Here is a 19,260-nt window from a genome sequence, read left to right as displayed (position 1 = left end):
TATGTTTTTGTACATAAAAGGTTACTCTTATTTTTAAATTACAATTTATTCAAAATGTTAACAATCTGTACAATATTTTAACAATCAGTGATCAACTGCACACATTTTCTACCATTTCCCCTCTCCCAAACCCTGCCCGATAAATTGATACTTCATTTGAGAGCGAGAAAACTTAATCGGACAAGCTAATTGAGGCTCTGTTTCAGATGCATTTTCAGATAAGGGTACATCAACAACCCAACTCCGTTGCTGTGCCATTGGCGAAATTAATGCTTCATCTAGGCTAAGCACAGGTTCAACACAAATATCCAAGCTTTGGAATAAATGTTGCCATGCTACAAAATCTTGAGTTTTAAACTTTTCCTGTAATGCCTGTTTAACGGCTTGACGATCTTCAGGGTCAAAAGATGCTCCTTTTGCCATGAGGATTGGTAAATCTAAAGCCGCAGCAAGACCTGCCATAAATTGAGGTTCTAAACTTCCCACTGAGAAATAACGACCGTCTTTGGTTTGATAATAATCATAAAAGCTTGAACCATTCAACATGCCTTGCTCTGGGCCTTGTGGTATTTGACCTGCTAAACTAGCCGAAGCCGCCATACTATTCAGACTCGCCACACAATCGGTCATGGAAATATCAATATATTGCCCCATACCACTACGTTGACGCTCCACGACTGCGGCTAAGATTCCAATAACAGCATGTAAAGAACCGCCTGCGACATCAGCGATTTGAATACCAAGCGGCGGTGGACCGCTGTCTTGACGACCACTATGACCAGAAACACCCGCTAATGCTAAATAATTAATGTCATGCCCTGCACGATCTTTATATGCACCCGTTTGACCATAACCTGTAATCGAACAATAGATGAGTCGAGGATTGATTTCTGCCAAAGTCTCATAATCTAAACCTAAACGGCGCATCACATCTGGACGGAATTGCTCTAGTACAATATCAAACTCAGAAATTTTAGTTTTGATCAGTTCAATATTCGCTGCATCTTTTAAATCTAAAGCTATCGACTGCTTATTGCGATTCAGATAACTATGTGCAGTGGCTTGTCCATTCGCATAGGGTGGCATAATCCTTACCAAGTCTGGACGTGTCGGTGATTCAATATGGATAACTTCTGCACCCATGTCTGCAAGATACATACTGGCAAAAGGACCAGGTAATAAAGTAGAAAAATCGAGGACTTTCAATCCTTTTAAAGCAGATGGCATGATAATTTTTACTCAATTTGTTTAAATTTTCTTTTATACTAGGTACGGATAAACACAAAAACAATGTCATGTTCAGCCATTTACCTTGATAGTTTCGGCAATTTAACATGTACACATTGAGCAATTATTTTTCTTGTCAATTGCCCAATTTGATATTTTAGACGGTTATTTAGGTCAATTATCGTGAATAGTAAAGAAACTGAAGGATTCAATATGAGCCGTGATACGATCAGCATCCACTTCGTGAATGCGGCTTTAACAGGTGTTAAGCGCCTAGGCATGGACGTTGAAACATTACTTTCACATGTCGGTATAGAAGCAGAATTACTGCGACAACCTAAAGCTCGAATCTCCCCTGAGCAATACACTCGTTTTGTCAAAATGTTGTGGATGGTGACTCAAGACGAACATGTTGGTTTTGATATACAACCACGTCGTTTAGGTACATTTGCAATTATGTGCCAGTTAATTATCCATTCTAAAACGCTTGGGCAAGCACTTGAATTATCATCTCAGTTCTACAAACTGTTTGGAGATGAATGGTCGGTAAGTTTAGAGCGCGATAAACACGAAGCTCGCCTTGTCCCCCATATTCCAAAAGCATTAGATCCTGATCATTTTATTACTGAAAGTATGCTGATGATTTGGCATGGATTAGCATCTTGGTTGATTGAACGTCGTCTACCTTTGGAACGTGTCCATTTTGGTTATGAACGTCCAAATCACGCCGATGAATACGATGCATTGTTCTTTGCACCTGTAATGCAATTCGATGCACCTCGCACTGAAATTACTTTTGCTGCGGACTATCTCGATTTACCAATTCGCCAAGATGAAAATACTTTAGAAGAGTTTTTAAAAGCTGCGCCTGCACAGTTATTGGTGAAATTCAAAAACACCAATTCATTGACTTCACGTATCAGAGATGTCTTGAAGAGCCAAATCGGCGAAGAAATGCCAACATTGAATGATGTTGCATCGATGTTGTATCTATCACCGCAAACTTTACGTCGTCGTTTAGCAGCGGAAGGTAAGAGCTACCAAGGTGTTAAAGATGCCTTGCGTCGTGATGCTGCAATTCATTTATTGTTGACTCCAAACCTCACTCTTGAAGATGTCGCTCAACAAGTCGGCTTTAGTGAAACCAGTACTTTCCACCGTGCCTTTAAGAAATGGACGGGTGTAACACCTGGTTTATATCGTCAATTGCATGGACATCATAACTAATTTTTCACTCGAGCGTTCAACCAGAGATTATTGAACGCTCGTTTAAAACTATGGTAAAAATCAAGCATACCATTCTAATGTGCTTGAATAAAAATGATCATTAAAAAAGCTAACTTCTCTCACCCACAAATTCAAAATTTGATTCACATCCATTTGCATGGTCTGCATCAAAACACCCCACTTGAACATAGTTTTGCATTAGACCTCAGCCGTCTGCAAAAAGATTCCATTAGCGTCTATACCTTATGGAACGATGAGCAATTACTGGGCTGTGGCGCAATCCAAGAACTCACACCCGACCATGCAGAAATCAAATCTATGCGGACTCACCCTGCCCATTTACGTCAAGGGGTCGCAGCACAACTACTGGAATATTTGCTAGAACTTGCCCAGCAACGTAACTATCAAAAAGTCAGTTTAGAAACAGGAAAAGATAGTAACTTTGATGCAGCAATCAAACTTTATAAGAAGTTTGGTTTTGTTGAAGGTGCAGCTTTCGCAGAATATACCGAATCACCCTATAACCAATTTTTTCATTTAGACTTATCAAATAAACGATAAACTAAAGCTTGAGATGATCTATTCATTGAATAGCCATTGCTCAATGCCTTTGGGATAAACTGGATATTGAGTGAGTGCGATTTGCTCTCGACTTAGCCACTGTGCGATATAGCTATGTCCATTGGTTTCGCAACCCTGTATGTGGTATTGCTTATAGATATGTGGGTCTATAAATTCAGCATCATATACAAACACAATTTCATGACCTTGCTGCCCATCAAAGCTAAATAGATTTTCCATAACGCAGACAAGTTTAGGCTGTGTCAGCTGCTGCTGAGTTTCTTCCAAGACCTCTCTTTCAATTGCCTGAATAGATGTTTCCCCAAACTCAACACCACCACCGATGGGTCTAAAAAAATGTTCATCCTGAATAGGATCATACGCTTTTGCAAGCAACACCTTGTCATTATGACGAAATAGGCATAACGCTTTTGCTCGAATAGATGTCATTGCACGGCCTTAATCTGTTCTAAAAACTTTTCTGCATGTTTTGGGGAAGTTAAACGAATAAACCGTATATGTTGATAGTCAGGGTTCTGCATCAAAGCTAAGTATTTTTTTCGGTTTTTCGGATAGGATTTGAATAGCCATACAAAAATAGATTCCTTAGACAACATCATTTTTAAACTTTCTCGATTATTTGAATCTTCCCACAACTTTTTTTGGCTGATCACACGCCCTAAAGTGCGTTTAGTAAGACGATATAAATTGATGTGAAAGGAATAATCTAACCAGATGACGGTATCTACTTTCTCCATCATCATTGGAGTAGTACGAGTATAAAGTCCATCAATGACCCATCCTATCGCAGTATTTTTCATGGCGATTTTCAGCTTCAAAAACAAGGCTTCATTTGTCGATTCTTGCCAATCATCTAGCCAAAGTAAATTATCAAGTTCAATGTATTGTAATTGTTGTTTTTGAGCCAACTGACGAGCAAATGTAGATTTGCCTGAACCTGTTGTACCAATAATATTAATAAACTTCATTTGTTATTAGCACAATAAAAAAGGGATGTGAGTTTAAACAACATACATCAGCTTGTGAACCAGCCGATGTATGTTGTAAATCAATTACTTTTCTCTCGCTGCTTGAATGAGTTTTTCTGCATTGTCCCCTGTCACCTGCCAAGTAAGGCAACGCACGCTGCCACCCATTGGACAAACACTTTCAGCATTTACAGGAATGACTTTCTTGCTGGTATTTTGCTTGATGATCGTGAGTGCTTTTTGATCATGCGGCATATTAAAAGTCGGCACATAAATATTGTGATGTGTGACCGTGGCATTTAAATTCACACCACAAGCCGATTCAAAACCTTCCCACTGCCCTTTGGGATTGGTCTTATATTCAACAGGCACTTCCACAATTTTTGCAGTTGGAAACGAAGTTTTTAACTCCTTCATTACTGTTGTTCTAAATGATGGTGTGTTTGAATAATCATTCACAAGTAAAGTATTTTTATCCACCCAACTGACCATGCCATCTGAGTGTGCCAGCACTTCTTCATCAGGTTCTAGAATAGCAACTTCTGTTGCACCTAATGCGGCTTTTAACTCTTGTTTGGCTTCATTGTAGCTAAGTTCATTATCTTCCATAAAACGCGTGGTGGTAATGACACGACCCGCATAATCATCAACAAGGTTACCCCCATCAATCATCAAATCAGTTTTGGCTCTTTGAATTTGATAACGATCAGCAAACTGACTAAAACTTTTTTGCACATCTTTACTTTGCTTTTGGGTCATGGATGCCCAAGTATAAGTAAATTGCACAGGCTGCATTGGATTTACCGTGGTGAAGTCACGCATCCAAATATCACGGACATCATCTACCAGTAAGATATCTTCAGGTACTTTGCCTGTGAAATAAGGCTTGGTATCCTCATCCACCAAAATCACAACATTATCATTGCCCAAAATTGATTTTGCATAATTAATCTGGAAATCCACAATCCGCTGAAAGGCTGATTTGTAATAAGGATCATGCACAGAAGGCGACGATAATACCAATAGCATTTTGTCATCAGCGACCTGATTCGAATACGTTTGGCTCACCTTATTTTTATCCTCGATTGCTTTTTTATTTTCAATATTACTTACAGATGAATCACATCCAGAAAGTGACAAAATCAATGCCATGACAGCATAGTGATGCTTTGGTTTTATCATGTGCTTTCGCCCATCTTTTCTATCCATTATTTCCAAACACTAGTCTAATCGAAGATGTCCAAAGACTTGCAGAAAAATACCAATGTTAACAATTGACTTGATCAGTTGCTGAACCCATCAAATTGGCGAAAAACATCAAACTTGCCAATGTTTATCATCATTGCACTGCTACTTAAATTGAGTACACTCGAAGCACAATGAATTTTAATTTAAGGCAATACAAGGAACAGCTATGAGCGAGGCCTATATTATTGATGCCATTCGCACACCACGCGGAAAAGGAAAAAAAGACGGCTCATTACATGAAGTAAAACCAATTACTTTACTGACAACATTATTGAATGAATTACAACAACGCCATCAACTCGACACATCTAAAGTCGATGATATCGTTCTCGGTTGTGTGACACCGATTGGTGATCAAGGTGGGGATATTGCCAAAACTGCTGCGATTGCCGCAGGATGGAATGATGATGTTGCAGGTGTACAAATCAACCGTTTCTGTGCTTCTGGTTTAGAAGCAGTAAACTTGGCTGCACAAAAAGTTCGTTCAGGTTGGGAAGATGTTGTGGTTGCGGGTGGCGTAGAATCAATGTCACGCATTCCTATGGGTTCAGATGGTGGACCATGGGCACTTGATCCTGAAACCAATTTGAAATCCTCTTTTGTTCCACAAGGTGTGGGCGCTGACTTAATCGCAACCTTAGATGGTTATAGTCGTGCAGATGTAGATGCTTTTGCAGTTGGTTCACAACAAAAGGCCGCTGCTGCTCAAGCAAATGGTTATTTCGATAAATCAGTTGTGCCTGTGAAAGATCATTCAGGTGTAACAATCCTAGAAAAAGACGAATTTATTCGAGGTGCTACCACCGTTGAAGGTTTGGCAAAACTGAATGCCAGCTTTGAAATGATGGGTCAAATGGGCTTCGATGCGGTTGCGCTACAAAAATATCCTGAAGCGCAAAAAATTAATCACGTTCATCATGCAGGTAACTCATCAGGTATCGTCGATGGTGCTGCGGTGGTGTTATTGGCTTCTGAAAAAGCAGTCAAAGAGCAAGGTTTAAAACCTCGTGCCAAGGTGCTTGCAACTGCATTAGTCGGTACAGATCCAACCATTATGTTGACTGGCCCTGCTCCTGCTGCACGCAAAGCTTTAGCAAAAGCAGGCTTGACGATTGACGACATTGACCTATTTGAAGTGAATGAAGCCTTTGCTGCGGTGGTGATGCGTTTTATCACTGAATTGAAAGTTCCTGCTGAGAAAGTCAATGTCAATGGTGGTGCAATTGCAATGGGTCATCCATTGGGTGCAACAGGTGCCATGATTTTAGGAACACTATTGGATGAATTAGAACGTCAAGGTAAAAAACGCGGTCTAGCAACATTATGTGTCGGTGGTGGTATGGGTATCGCTACCATTATCGAGTTGGTGTAAATCACTCAAAACCTCCCTGAAATATGAGACTCGGAAACGTCATTCGCAACCTGCATAGTATCTACAATATATTGTTTCTGCGATAAATTGTATAAATGAAAGAATTGAACAGGTTTTGCGAATGACAATGGTTTTGCCTACTTTTGACGAAACAAAAGTAGGTCGAACCGAAGGTTTATCCTAAAACTAGATGAGAGCTTAACAAGACGCTGCGATGCTTATATTTACTTATGCAGGTCACTTACGATTAAGCTCATAAAATATTGGACGATGATGTATGAGCGCTATTAAATACGAAAAAAACGCTGACAATATTGTAATTCTTACCCTTGATTCATCGGGTCAATCTGCCAACACCATGAATGCAGAATTTCGTGACTCACTCAATGAAGTCAGCCAAAAGCTGAAAGCTGAAACTGATCTAAAAGGCATTATTTTCCGTTCTGCTAAGAAAACTTTCTTTGCTGGTGGTGACTTGGATGAGCTGATTCAAGTACAACCTGAACATGCCACTGACTTTTTCAAAATGATTGAAGAACTCAAAGGTGACTTACGTGCAATTGAAACTTTAGGTGTACCTGTTGTTGCAGCTTTAAACGGTACTGCGCTTGGCGGTGGCTGGGAAATCGCTTTAGGTTGTCATTACCGTATTGCCATTAACGATCCAAAAACCAAATTTGGTTTACCTGAAGTGACTTTAGGTCTACTTCCTGGTGGTGGCGGTATCGTCCGCATGGTGCGTCTACTTGGCTTACAAAATGCATTCCCGTTCCTCATGGAAGGTAAGCAATTTGGTGTCGATAAAGCAAAATCACTGGGTTTGGTACATGACACGGCTGAGAATGAACAAGAGCTTTTAGAAAAAGCGATTGCTTGGGTTAAAGCTAATCCGAAATCACAGCAACCATTTGATGTGAAAGGCTACAAAATCCCTGGTGGTGATCCTAAAACGCCTGCGGTTGCGCAAGTGCTTGCAATTGCCCCTGCCATGCTACGTGACAAAACTAAAGGCTGTTATCCTGCACCTGAAGCAATCATGGCTGCTGCGGTTGAAGGTGCACAGGTTGATGTTGATACCGCACTTCGTATTGAATCACGTTACTTTACACAACTGACTGTCGGTCAAGTGTCGAAGAACATGATCGGTACATTCTGGCATGGTCTGAATGCAATTAAATCAGGTGCAAGCCGCCCTGCTGATGTTGCAAAATGGCAAGCGAAGAAAGTCGGTGTTTTAGGTGCAGGTATGATGGGTGCAGGTATTGCCTACTCAACCGCAATCAAAGGTATTCCTGTAGTACTCAAAGATGTGTCTGTAGAAAATGCAGAGAAAGGCAAAGCTTACTCGCAAAAGCTACTTGATAAACGTGTTTCACAGGGTCGTATGACAGCTGAAAAACGAGATCAAGTCTTAGCACTGATTACTGCAACCGCTGATGCTGCTGATTTACAAGGCTGTGATTTAATTATTGAAGCAGTATTTGAGAATCAAGAACTCAAAGCCAAGGTGACTCAAGAAGCTGAACAGTATTTAGCTGAAGGTGGAATCTTTGCATCAAATACGTCAACTTTGCCGATCACAGGCTTAGCTACAGCAAGTAAAGATACTAAAAACTTTATTGGTTTACACTTCTTTAGCCCTGTAGACAAAATGCAATTGGTAGAAATCATCAAAGGTAAAGAGACTTCTGCTGAAACATTGGCTAAAGCATATGACTTTGTACAACAAATTGCTAAAACGCCAATCGTGGTAAATGACAGTCGTGGTTTCTTTACCAGTCGTGTGTTTGGTACGTTCATTCAAGAAGGTATGCGTCTTCTTGCTGAGGGCGTACATCCAGCAAAAATCGAAATGGCAGCACTCAAAGCAGGTATGCCTGTTGGTCCTCTTGCGATTCAGGATGAAGTGTCTTTAACTCTGACTGAGCATGTTGCAGGAGAAACGCGCAAAGCACTGCAAGCTGAAGGTAAAGACTTACCTAAAACTCCAGTAGATGAGGTGGTTCACACCATGATTCACGAGCTGAATCGTAAAGGTAAAGCAGCCGGTGCAGGCTTCTATGACTATCCTGAAAATGGCAAAAAACATTTGTGGGATGGGCTCAGCCGTTGGACGAAAGCGAATGATATTTCTGAACAAGATATGATTGATCGTTTCTTATTTGTTCAAGCACTCGATACTTTACGCTGCTATGAGGAAGGCGTTCTGGAATCAGTAATTGATGCCAATGTCGGCTCGATTTTCGGAATCGGTTTCGCACCGTGGACAGGTGGAGCGATTCAATTCTTGAATCAAAATGGCGTTGCGAAATCACTACAACGTTCAGAAGAATTGGCAGCTAAGTATGGTGAACGTTTCAATCCACCACAATTGTTAAAAGACAAAGCGCAAAAGAAAGAAATTATTTCATAAGCTATTTCTTTTGTCTGTTTATAGCCCATATCGATATTTATGATCGATATGGGTTTTTCATATGCATCTCATGCTGTATCAGAATTTCGCCTAATCCATCACAAATTATGCTATAAATATATCCATTCTGCTTTACTTTTTGTCCTTTGGAAATTTGTCTTATGTCTGAGAAATTATGTCCTGAAACCTCGCCTTGGGGTTGGAGAGCACTGATCATCACCTGCATTTTAAGCTTTATTTTTATGGTGGTTTTCTATTTAGCCATAAATAATGAGCCTGACTATATGCCAATGAATCAGAAAAAAGCCGCTGCCGAAATGTCTCAATCTTCTATGAATGCAGAATCGGCTCAGGCAGAACATCAGCACAATCACTAAAGTATTCTTGTCGAAGATGATAAATCTATGTAAACATGGATTTATCATGATATTCGAGATTTTCAATGCTTCACCAAAATCGTCAGGCACTGGTTGTTGAAGGTGGTGGAATGCGTGGCGCATTTACCAGTGGTGTCTTAGATGCATTTTTACAGCAACAATTTAATCCTTTTGATCTTTGTGTTGGTGTTTCTTCAGGCTCTACCAATGTGGCTAATTATTTAGCTGCACAACAAGGTCGTACCCTACAAATCTATTTAGATCATTCACTTCGTTCTGAATTCATTCATTATGGACGCTTTTTTAAAGGCGGTGATTTACTCGATCTAAAATGGATGTGGGACGTGGTTGAGAAAGAAAATCCACTCAATCAAGCTCAATTATTTGCCAATCATCCTGAATTTTATATGGTATTAACGCATGCCATCTCAGGTGAAGCTACCTATATCAAAGCATCTAAAGACAATATTCTCGATGGATTGAGAGCATCTAGCTCTATTCCAGTGCTGACACGTCAAGCAGTTGAAGTTTTTGGTGAGCCCTACTTCGATGGTGGCGTCGCAGATGCATTACCCACTTTTTGGGCAGCAAAGCAAGATCATGTTTCAAAACTGATGGTTTTGAGAACACGACCTAAAAGCTACTATAAAGCGAGTAATAAAGGTGATCAGCTACTTGCCAAATATGCCTTTAAGCAGCAGCGTGGTTTTGCTAAGAGTTTATTGACCAGAACTCAACGATATAACGATTCTGTACAGTTTATTAGATCGCCTTCAGAGCAAAAAATCTTGGAGGTTTGCCCACCAGATTTAAAACATATGGCAGGCAGACTGACTAAAAATAAAACTAAAATTCGTTATAGTTATGATGTTGGTGTTGAAACTGGACTTAAAGCGATTGAGGATTGGAAAAATCTTTAATTAAAATTAGACCACCTTTTATATGCATTAGTTAAAAGGTGGTCTTTATTGTTCTAGCAGATTTATTAAACCAACGAAGTAGATGCTCAGCCTTAAAATACTTTGCTATTCAATCAATCTCTTCTAATTCCAAATATAATCATCACCTTTCAGCAAATCACAATATAAAAACCATATAATATTTAAGGTTTTCTCAATTTGATGAATTAATACGGCTATATCTCAATTTATTGCTTTTCTTTTTTGGAATTTTTTATGGGCAAACAATCAAACTCTCACAACGATTCAAGTGAAACCGTCTTAGGCTGGAAATTTGTTATTATCGTCGGCGTACTGAGCACGATCTTTTTAAGTTTTTTTTATTTGGCAATGAGCCAAGAACCTGATTACATGCCTGGAGCACAACGTAAAGCCCAACAACAGAAAGAACTTGCTCAACATGATCATGCTTCTGCTGCATCAGGCGTTATTGAGCACAATCCACAACAGTAGCATCAGCATATTAACTTACCCAATCTTGATCGCTAAATCGGTTGGGTAAGCAAGTACGAATTTCATCTAGTTTAGATTAATCATCATTTCAATGTGCGGAATTCCACACTCATCATATTGATTGCCTTGTACCGCAAAGCCAAGCTTTTCGTAGAATGAGATCGCATGGACTTGCGAGGATAACTTCAATACCTGCCGAGATTGCTGTCGAGCATAAGTGATGATCTCTAACATGATCAAGTGACCTATACCTTGACCACGATATGGTTTGAGAACAGCGACCCGCCCCACACTATTATTTTGCAATAGTCGTGCAGTAGCGATTGGCTGATCATGATCATAAACCACAAAATGTTGCGAAATTAAATCCTGATCATCCCACTCATCTTGTTCAGAGATGTTTTGTTCGATGATAAACACCTGTTCCCGAATAAATTTGGCATCTTGATGAAGTTGATCCCAATTTCCATTTTCTACTCTAAACATTTCGATCTCGATTCATTTAACACTTACAACCCAGATTTTCAGTCGGCATTTGATCTTGTAACAATAATTCTAAACTTTGTTTTTGAATGCCATACATCTGCTTTAAAGCTTGAATCTGCTGAATAATTTTTGGATCAGGCTGTTGAATATCTTTACGCTTAGTCGCTAAGATCATTTTGTTCTTACTGGTATGTTCTAAGGAGACAAACTCAAAGACTTTGGTTTCATAGCCATATGCCTTTAGTAATAAAGCACGCAATGTATCAGTCAACATTTCCGCCTGCTGCCCTGCATGAATGCCAAACTGTAACATCGGTTGCAACACTTCTGGGCTTTTGAGTTGTGGTCTTAATTCTTTATGGCAACACGGCGCGCACATAATCATCGAAGCATTCAGACGAATCCCTGTATGGATTGCAAAATCTGTTGCCACATCACAGGCATGTAATGCGATCATCACATCCAACTTTTCTGGTGAATAACTACGCACATCCCCTTCAAAAAAATCAAGATGATTAAAGCCCACCTCATCGGCAACTTTTTGACAAAACTCAACTAAGTTTGAACGCAACTCAACGCCTGTGATGAGGGGTGTTTTATTCTGTTCCAGTAAATAATCATATAATGCAAAAGTTAAATAACCTTTACCTGAACCAAAATCAACGATATTTAATTGCTGTTGCGAAGCATCAATCTGTTCATAGGCATTTGAAAAGATTTCAATAAATTTATTAATCTGTTTCCATTTACGCGCCATGCTCGGAATGATTTGCCCTTTTTCATCGGTAATACCTAAATGTTTTAGGAATATACTTTGTTGCTGTACAAATCTATGCTTTTCTCGGTCATGTTGCTGTTGTGTCTGAGGTACGGATATTTGTTTTTTTTGTACATTCAACATTGCTTTCTTTTTATTTTTCTTGAGTTGTACATCTTGATGATGCGTAAATAAATTTGCCTGTTTTGATTGATTGAGTAATTCCGCTATTTTCGCTAAACCTTCATCAAGTGAGTAATTTTTAGTCACATCTTGAGTTGTATGATGATACAAGCAAGACAACATCACTTGACCTTGTAACTCAATGGTACGAAAACTTATCTTCTCTAAATCTGCCAACTCCCCTTTGTACTGACTCAAAATAAGACGCTCAAAGCTATTATTTTCAATAGATTGCTGAATATCCAAGAAAAACTGCTGTTCTTGTTCAAAAGAAAATTTTGGCGCAAACATAATGAAAACCTGACAAATAGAAACTAAATTTTAAAGCGTCTTACTTTAAAAGGGAAATTACATTACGATACAGTTGTACTTTTATTCAGATGAGCTGTAAATGGCTTCAATTTCCCCACTCGATTATGACCCTAAAGAAGAACTCATCAATGCCTATAGTCATGGTATCGGTGCAGGAATCGCTGTAATCGCTTCAATTTTTCTCATTATAAAAGGCGCTCATTTACCTCTCGGTCAATGGATCAGTTTATGGGTTTATGGATTTAGCCTGATCTTATTGCTGAGTAGTTCAATGCTCTATCATTTCGCTCAGAATGAAAATAAAAGATACTGGTACAAAAAATTAGACCACACCGCAATTTATTATCTTATTGCAGGAACGTATACACCTTTTTTAAGTATCGCTATTCCTACAGCTAAAGCACATTATTTATTGATTGGGCTTTGGGTGATCGCTTTAATTGGAACATTATTCAAATTAGTGTTTATTCACCGCTTCCAAAAAGTCTCACTGGCGGCTTATCTGGTGATGGGATGGCTCGCTGTTTTGGTCATGGATGATATGCAACGTTATCTTTCCAAACATGCTATTACCTTCTTGATTGCAGGTGGACTAGCCTACACGATCGGCACGTTGTTTTATGCTTTAAAAAAGGTAAGATATAGCCACGCAATTTGGCATGTTTTTGTGCTAATAGGGGCTGGTTTACACTTCTTAGCGATCTATTGCTATGTTTTATAAATGAAGACATAGCATCAAATTTCCTGAGTAAAATCCGCATTCAAAAGGAATTTTCATGGGCAGATTTGGTCTGTTCCCTGAATAAATAAAGTAAAGGTCTTGTATGTCGTCAGGCGCTACGACTGCTACCACGGAAGTGGCAAGCAATTCAAAAACACGAGTATTATTTGCTAGTCTCGTTGGTACAACAATTGAGTTTTTCGACTTTTATATTTACGCCACAGCAGCAGTACTCATTTTCCCACATTTATTTTTCCCAGAAAGCAGCGATGGTGCTGCGGTACTAAAATCACTTGCCACGTTTGCGATTGCTTTTATTGCGCGCCCCATTGGTGCGGCAATCTTTGGACATTTGGGTGATCGAATTGGTCGTAAGGCGACTTTAGTAGCCGCATTACTGACGATGGGTATTTCTACAGTATGTATTGGCTTGCTTCCAACCTATGCTCAAATTGGTCTTGCTGCCCCACTGCTTTTGGCTTTATGCCGTTTAGGTCAAGGCTTAGGGCTTGGTGGCGAATGGAGTGGTGCTGTCCTACTAGCAACTGAGAATGCGCCTGAAGGCAAGCGCGCTTGGTATGGCATGTTTCCACAACTGGGCGCACCGATTGGTTTTATTCTTGCGACAGGTTCATTTTTACTACTCAATGCATTTATGTCTGAACAAGATTTTATGACATGGGGATGGCGTATTCCATTTATCTCGAGTGCAATTCTCGTTTTAGTCGGCTTATATATCCGTTTAAAACTGCATGAAACTCCTGCGTTCCAAAAAGTTTTAAATAAACAGAAAGAAGTGAATGTCCCTTTTAAAGAGGTAATGACCAAACACTTACCAATGTTAGTGCTTGGCACAGTTGCAGCAATCTGTACTTTCGTGGTGTTTTATCTGACAACTGTATTCGCATTGAACTGGGGTACGACAAAACTAGGCTATGCACGAGGAGATTTCCTTGTATTGCAATTGGTGGCAACCCTATGCTTTGCAGCGTTTATTCCTATTTCAGCGATTCTGGCGGAAAAGTTTGGTCGTAAAAGAACTTCAATTGTAATTTGCATCTTATCTGCATTATTTGGACTCTGCTTTGCACCACTTCTAGGTTCAGGTAATCCTCTTTTGGTATTTTTGTTTTTGTGCCTCGGTTTGTCGATTATGGGATTAACCTATGGTCCAATTGGAACTGTACTTTCAGAGATTTTCCCGACCTCTGTTCGTTACACCGGATCTGCTTTAACATTTAACTTAGCAGGTATTTTTGGTGCCTCATTTGCGCCTTATATCGCAACCAAACTTGCTGAAAGTTATGGCTTAGGTGCGGTGGGAATGTATCTAAGCTTAGCTTCAATTTTGTCTTTGATTGCATTTTTACTCATTCGTGAAACCAAGCATGATGATGTAAACAATCAAATCTAAATCCTTGTACTCCATTCAGGTGATCGTGTTTATATGATCATCTGAATTGCCTCTTATCGATTAATGCGTTTGCTTTCAGCTCAACGTTTATAACAATATTCTCCGAAATAATTTTTATGCTAAAATGCGCGACTCCCATTTTTTAGATGATTGTGCTTATGTACGCAGTGATTATCGTTGCCGTATTTTTAGTCAGTTTCTTATACACTTACTATCGTGGTAAAGAACGCTTAAAAGCATCTCGACAATTATTTGACCATTCGACTTTCTTAGCACCAGTGAATATGTTTATGACTGGGTTTTCAAAACTGCCGAATCAGCCTTTTTTTGATGTGGCGCAGTTTCCAGAACTCAAACCACTGCAAGATAATTGGCAAGTAATCCGTGAAGAAGCCATTCAACTCCAAAATCAAATCAAAGCTGCTGAAAAAAATAATGATGCAGGTTTTAATACCTTCTTCAAACGCGGTTGGAAGCGCTTTTATCTAAAATGGTATCAAGCAAGTCATCCTTCTGCGCAACAACTTTGCCCAAAAACAGTGGCATTGTTAGAAAGTATTCCTTCAGTAAAAGCTGCAATGTTTACCGAACTTCCTTCAGGAAGCTATTTGGGTAAGCACCGTGATCCATATGCAGGATCAGTACGTTATCATTTGGGTCTAGTTACGCCAAACAGTGATGATTGCTTTATTGAGGTGGATCAAGAGCGTTATAGTTGGAGAGATGGTGAGGCAACTGTTTTTGATGAGACCTACGTACACTGGGCTGAAAATAAAACCGATCAAACGCGTATTATCTTATTTTGTGATATTGAACGTCCAATGAAATGGGGTTGGGCTCAAAAGTTGAATCACTGGTTTGGACGGAACATCATGTCAGCAGCTAGCTCACCCAATGATGATCAAGATAAAACAGGTTTTATCAACCGCATTTTCAAATATGGCTATGCCGTGCATCACTATGGTCGAGGCTTAAAAGAGCGTAATCGTCCTTTATACTATGTGTCTAAATGGCTACTATTCGCCATTCTTATTGGCTTAGTATTACTTCCAAGTTTTTTATAATAAAAATTTGCTGTAAAAAAGAGATGCTATTGCATCTCTTTTTTATTAAATAACGTATTCGTTATTTATTTTGAGGTGCTTGAGCACTAGCGGTTTGTGCAGCAGCTGCGTCAGCCGCTTGAACAGCTGCCTCACCAATTAAAGCAATCTTGGCTTTTTCTTGGCTTTTAGCAGAAAGAGCTGGATTTGATGCCACAATACGATTGATGTTTGCAGAGTTTGCAGGTGCAATCGCCGCAGTTTGCAAGACGATTGGACGATTTCCAGTATCACCTAATGTATAACGAATACCAGTACGTGGACTTATGACTGTCGTTACTTCGCGTTTTACTTGTGCTTGTGCGGTAGTTGTACCTTGAGCAGCCAAAACTTTATCCACCGTCGTGGTTTGTGGCGCATCATTTGCAAATGTAATACCTGATACCGCAGCACCTGCTAAAATTAAAAGTTGTAATGGTTTTTTCATTTTCTTCCCGCTTTTAATGCGAACCCAATCAAGATTTATAACTTCAATAATAAAACTACAAAGATGGATTTGACTCAAGTTACTTCTCGTAAAAAAGCAGAGCCTATGCTCTGCTTTTTACTGTGTAGATTAAATCTAAAATAAAGTTAGATTTTACCGTGACATTGTTTGTATTTTAAACCAGAACCACAAGGACAAGGTGCATTACGGCTTTCTGGCACTGGGAATGGTGTATTGCTAGTAACATAATCAAGCTCTTCAGATGCGGTCACCTCACCAGTCAAGCCATCAACATCGTCGTGCTCAAATGAAAGACGCATAGATTCTGCTTGACGTTGTTGCTGAGCCTCAAGTTCAGCCAACTCTTCAGCGGTAGGAACATGTACACGCGATAAATCTGTTACAACATCCGACTTAATCACACCCAACATATTTACGAATAAGTTAAATGCTTCTTTCTTGTACTCTTGCTCAGGGTTTTTCTGAGCATAGCCACGTAAATGAATGCCTTGACGTAAGTAATCCATTGCAGCCAAATGATCTTTCCAATGGCGATCCAATGAGTTCAACATGAAATGACGTTCAAGCATTGCAGCAGACTCATCGCCCATTTGTTCACGACGTTGACGGTAACGGGCAATCACTTCATCAGAAATACGTGCAATTAAACCTTCTTCATCTAATCGACGATCTTGGTCTAACCATTGCTGAACAGGTAATTCAATGCCTAAATCTGCATGCAAGGCATTTTCTAGACCTTCAATATCCCATTGATCGTGAATCGATTCAGGTGGAATAAAGTTTGCGATTAAACCTTTAATCACTTCTTGATGCATTTCTTCGATGTAATCTTGCAATGTGCTTTCAGCTAAGACTTCATCACGTTGTGTATAAATGATCTTACGTTGCTCATTATTAACATCATCGTACTTCAACAAGTTTTTACGAATGTCAAAGTTACGTGCTTCAACTTTACGTTGGGCATTTTCAATCGAACGACTCACCATTTTATGTTCAATGGCTTCATTTTCTTGTAAACCCATTGCACGCATCATCGCAACAACACGATCACCTGCGAAAATACGCATCAAGTCATCTTCTAGCGATAAATAGAAACGAGAAACACCTGGGTCACCTTGACGACCTGCACGACCACGTAACTGGTTATCAATACGACGTGATTCATGACGCTCTGAACCGATGATGTGTAAACCACCAGAACTTAGTACATCTTCGTGATCTTTTTCCCACTGTGCTTGCAAACGTGCTTCATCTTCTGCGGTATGATTTTCGATTTTTGCTAATTTCGCTTTCCAGTTACCACCAAGCAAAATATCCGTACCACGACCCGCCATGTTCGTTGCAATGGTTACTGCATTCGGACTACCCGCTTGAGCAATAATATCGGCTTCACGCTCATGCTGTTTTGCATTCAAAACCTCATGATGAATACCTGCTTGAAGCAATTTAGAAGAAAGAATTTCACTGGCTTCAATGGTTGCAGTACCAATCAAAATAGGTGCAACCCCTTTTTGACGGATATTACTGATTTCTTCAATGATGGCGTTGTATTTGCCGTTGCGATTCAAATAAATTAAATCATTATGATCTTCACGAACCATCGGACGATGGGTTGGAATCAATACAACATCTAAACCATAAATTTCTTTCATTTCAGAAGCTTCAGTATCAGCCGTACCTGTCATCCCTGAAAGCTTTTTATATAAGCGGAAATAGTTTTGGAATGTTGTCGTTGCAAGCGTTTGGTTTTCTGGTTGAATTTCCATATTTTCTTTGGCTTCAACCGCTTGATGCAAACCTTCTGACCAACGACGTCCAGGCATCGTACGACCAGTGCTTTCATCCACAATAATCACTTCTTCTTTTTGTGTCTGTGGATTAATGCCGATGATGTAGTGAACATTCTTTTGATACAAGTAGTGCGCACGTATCGCAGCCGTTACATGGTGAACCAAGTTTAGATTGGTTGCTGAATATAGGCTTTCACCTTCAGCTAACAAGCCCATACGAATTAACTCTTGTTCAACTGCTTCATAACCAACTTCGGTCATTTCAACCGAACGTTGTTTCTCATCAACCCAGAAATGACCGCCATCAGCTACTTTTTCTTCCTTTTGAGGACTCAACTGTGGTGGGATACTGTTGATTAACTGATATAAGTGAGATGAGTCTTCACTTTGCCCAGAAATGATCAAAGGCGTACGTGCTTCATCAATTAAAATTGAATCCACCTCATCGATGATGGCATAGCTCAAACCACGTTGTTTCTTCTCTTGAAGAGAAAACACCATGTTGTCACGAAGATAATCGAAACCAAATTCGTTGTTAGTTCCGTATGTAATATCCGCAATGTACGCTTCAGCTTTTTCGGCTGGCATTTGCATCGAGTAAATGACACCAATGCTTAAGCCTAAAAATTCGAATAAAGGACGGTTCAGTTCAGCATCACGTTGCGCCAAATAATCATTCACGGTAATCACGTGAACGCCTTGTCCGCTCAATGCATTTAGGTAACAAGCCAAAGTACCCATTAGGGTTTTACCTTCACCTGTACGCATTTCAGCGATTTTACCTTCATGCAAGGTAATACCACCAATCAACTGCACATCATAATGACGCATACCCATGACGCGTTTTGCCGCTTCACGACATACAGCAAAAGCTTCAGGTAATAACTTATCTAAACTTTCACCATTATTAAAACGTTGTTTGAATTCTGGAGTTTTTGCAGAGAGGTCTGCATCGTTTAATACAGATATCGTCGGTTCAAGCGCATTGATTTGATCAACAATTTTACGCATGCGTTTGAGTTCGCGCTCATTTTTTGTACCGAAGATACCTCCGATCAGACTTGCCAACATGAATAAACTCTCTAATCCTGTTTGTTTAAATAAGTAATTTTTTCTTAGCTGTTATTATGGAGTCAGAAATAAGAACTACAAGGGCTTTGCATCCAAACAGGTAAAAAATCTGCTAGGCGATTCTGACATCACACAACCAAAGAGCCGTT

At 39.6% G+C, this 19,260-nt stretch carries 18 protein-coding genes; 10 read left to right on the top strand and 8 right to left on the bottom strand.

The genetic code is table 11. The features are described from left to right. Positions 1–108: 108 nt before the first annotated feature. Positions 109–1,227 (bottom strand): CaiB/BaiF CoA-transferase family protein, encoded by a 1,119-nt coding sequence (locus NGC85_RS03335; RefSeq protein ID WP_254804832.1) that lies wholly within the window; start codon positions 1,225–1,227, stop codon positions 109–111. Positions 1,228–1,440: 213 nt separating this feature from the next. On the opposite strand from NGC85_RS03335, the gene NGC85_RS03330 reads away from it, so the two are divergent. Next, a complete protein-coding gene (locus NGC85_RS03330) occupies positions 1,441–2,454 on the top strand; it encodes an AraC family transcriptional regulator (protein ID WP_005055887.1) in 1,014 nt (337 codons plus the stop codon). Between the two features lie 93 nt (positions 2,455–2,547). Beyond that, on the top strand, positions 2,548–3,015 hold the full coding sequence (locus NGC85_RS03325) for a GNAT family N-acetyltransferase (protein WP_254804831.1): 468 nt from the start codon (positions 2,548–2,550) through the stop codon (positions 3,013–3,015). An 18-nt stretch (positions 3,016–3,033) separates the two neighbouring features. Here NGC85_RS03325 and NGC85_RS03320 read toward each other — a convergent pair whose 3' ends face one another. The 3 genes from NGC85_RS03320 to NGC85_RS03310 all read right to left on the bottom strand — a co-directional run bounded on the left by NGC85_RS03320 (position 3,034) and on the right by NGC85_RS03310 (position 5,186). Further along, positions 3,034–3,465 (bottom strand): NUDIX hydrolase, encoded by a 432-nt coding sequence (locus tag NGC85_RS03320; protein WP_254804830.1) that lies wholly within the window; start codon positions 3,463–3,465, stop codon positions 3,034–3,036. Next, positions 3,462–4,004, bottom strand: coding sequence for an AAA family ATPase (locus tag NGC85_RS03315; protein WP_254804829.1), 543 nt, complete (start codon positions 4,002–4,004; stop codon positions 3,462–3,464). The genes NGC85_RS03320 and NGC85_RS03315 overlap by 4 nt, the downstream gene beginning before the upstream one ends. 84 nt (positions 4,005–4,088) lie before the next feature. Next, positions 4,089–5,186, bottom strand: coding sequence for an agmatine deiminase family protein (locus tag NGC85_RS03310; RefSeq protein WP_254804828.1), 1,098 nt, complete (start codon positions 5,184–5,186; stop codon positions 4,089–4,091). 232 nt (positions 5,187–5,418) lie between these two features. Between NGC85_RS03310 and NGC85_RS03305 the strand changes: the two genes are divergently transcribed. From NGC85_RS03305 to NGC85_RS03285, 5 genes are all read left to right on the top strand, one after another. Further along, positions 5,419–6,624, top strand: coding sequence for an acetyl-CoA C-acetyltransferase (locus NGC85_RS03305; RefSeq protein WP_254804827.1), 1,206 nt, complete (start codon positions 5,419–5,421; stop codon positions 6,622–6,624). 277 nt (positions 6,625–6,901) lie between these two features. Then, entirely contained in the window at positions 6,902–9,037 is a 2,136-nt protein-coding gene (locus NGC85_RS03300; protein ID WP_005061537.1) for a 3-hydroxyacyl-CoA dehydrogenase NAD-binding domain-containing protein, read from the top strand. Positions 9,038–9,198: 161 nt separating this feature from the next. Continuing rightward, positions 9,199–9,414, top strand: coding sequence for a hypothetical protein (locus NGC85_RS03295; protein ID WP_254804826.1), 216 nt, complete (start codon positions 9,199–9,201; stop codon positions 9,412–9,414). A 65-nt stretch (positions 9,415–9,479) separates the two neighbouring features. Next, the gene (locus NGC85_RS03290) at positions 9,480–10,334 is read left to right on the top strand and encodes a patatin family protein (RefSeq protein WP_254804825.1); all 855 of its coding nucleotides are present in this window, start codon (positions 9,480–9,482) and stop codon (positions 10,332–10,334) included. A gap of 255 nt (positions 10,335–10,589) precedes the next feature. After that, entirely contained in the window at positions 10,590–10,826 is a 237-nt protein-coding gene (locus NGC85_RS03285) for a hypothetical protein (protein WP_254804824.1), read from the top strand. Between the two features lie 66 nt (positions 10,827–10,892). On the opposite strand, the gene NGC85_RS03280 is transcribed toward NGC85_RS03285, so the two are convergent. Both NGC85_RS03280 and NGC85_RS03275 read right to left on the bottom strand, forming a co-directional pair. Continuing rightward, positions 10,893–11,312 (bottom strand): GNAT family N-acetyltransferase, encoded by a 420-nt coding sequence (locus NGC85_RS03280; RefSeq protein ID WP_254804823.1) that lies wholly within the window; start codon positions 11,310–11,312, stop codon positions 10,893–10,895. A gap of 16 nt (positions 11,313–11,328) precedes the next feature. Beyond that, positions 11,329–12,543 carry an SAM-dependent methyltransferase gene (locus NGC85_RS03275; protein ID WP_254804822.1) on the bottom strand — a complete coding sequence of 405 codons (1,215 nt, stop codon included), beginning with the start codon at positions 12,541–12,543 and terminating at the stop codon, positions 11,329–11,331. Positions 12,544–12,643: 100 nt separating this feature from the next. Here NGC85_RS03275 and NGC85_RS03270 point away from each other — a divergent pair, with 100 nt between their 5' ends. The 3 genes from NGC85_RS03270 to lpxO all read left to right on the top strand — a co-directional run bounded on the left by NGC85_RS03270 (position 12,644) and on the right by lpxO (position 15,763). Next, a complete protein-coding gene (locus NGC85_RS03270) occupies positions 12,644–13,285 on the top strand; it encodes a hemolysin III family protein (RefSeq protein WP_254804821.1) in 642 nt (213 codons plus the stop codon). A 103-nt stretch (positions 13,286–13,388) separates the two neighbouring features. Continuing rightward, positions 13,389–14,699 (top strand): MFS transporter, encoded by a 1,311-nt coding sequence (locus NGC85_RS03265; RefSeq protein ID WP_254804820.1) that lies wholly within the window; start codon positions 13,389–13,391, stop codon positions 14,697–14,699. 158 nt (positions 14,700–14,857) lie between these two features. Beyond that, entirely contained in the window at positions 14,858–15,763 is a 906-nt protein-coding gene (lpxO, locus tag NGC85_RS03260; protein ID WP_039909598.1) for a lipid A hydroxylase LpxO, read from the top strand. Positions 15,764–15,824: 61 nt separating this feature from the next. On the opposite strand, the gene NGC85_RS03255 is transcribed toward lpxO, so the two are convergent. Further along, positions 15,825–16,229 carry a hypothetical protein gene (locus NGC85_RS03255; RefSeq protein ID WP_005055904.1) on the bottom strand — a complete coding sequence of 135 codons (405 nt, stop codon included), beginning with the start codon at positions 16,227–16,229 and terminating at the stop codon, positions 15,825–15,827. 146 nt (positions 16,230–16,375) lie between these two features. Then, positions 16,376–19,111, bottom strand: a complete 2,736-nt coding sequence (gene secA, locus NGC85_RS03250) for a preprotein translocase subunit SecA (protein ID WP_254804819.1) — start codon at positions 19,109–19,111, stop codon at positions 16,376–16,378. Positions 19,112–19,260: the final 149 nt, after the last annotated feature.

The sequence above is a fragment of the Acinetobacter sp. Z1 genome, from assembly GCF_024296945.1.
Classification (GTDB): domain Bacteria; phylum Pseudomonadota; class Gammaproteobacteria; order Pseudomonadales; family Moraxellaceae; genus Acinetobacter; species Acinetobacter beijerinckii.
The sequence above is the reverse complement of the archived record's forward strand: the minus strand, read 5'-3'. Positions and strand labels throughout refer to the sequence as shown.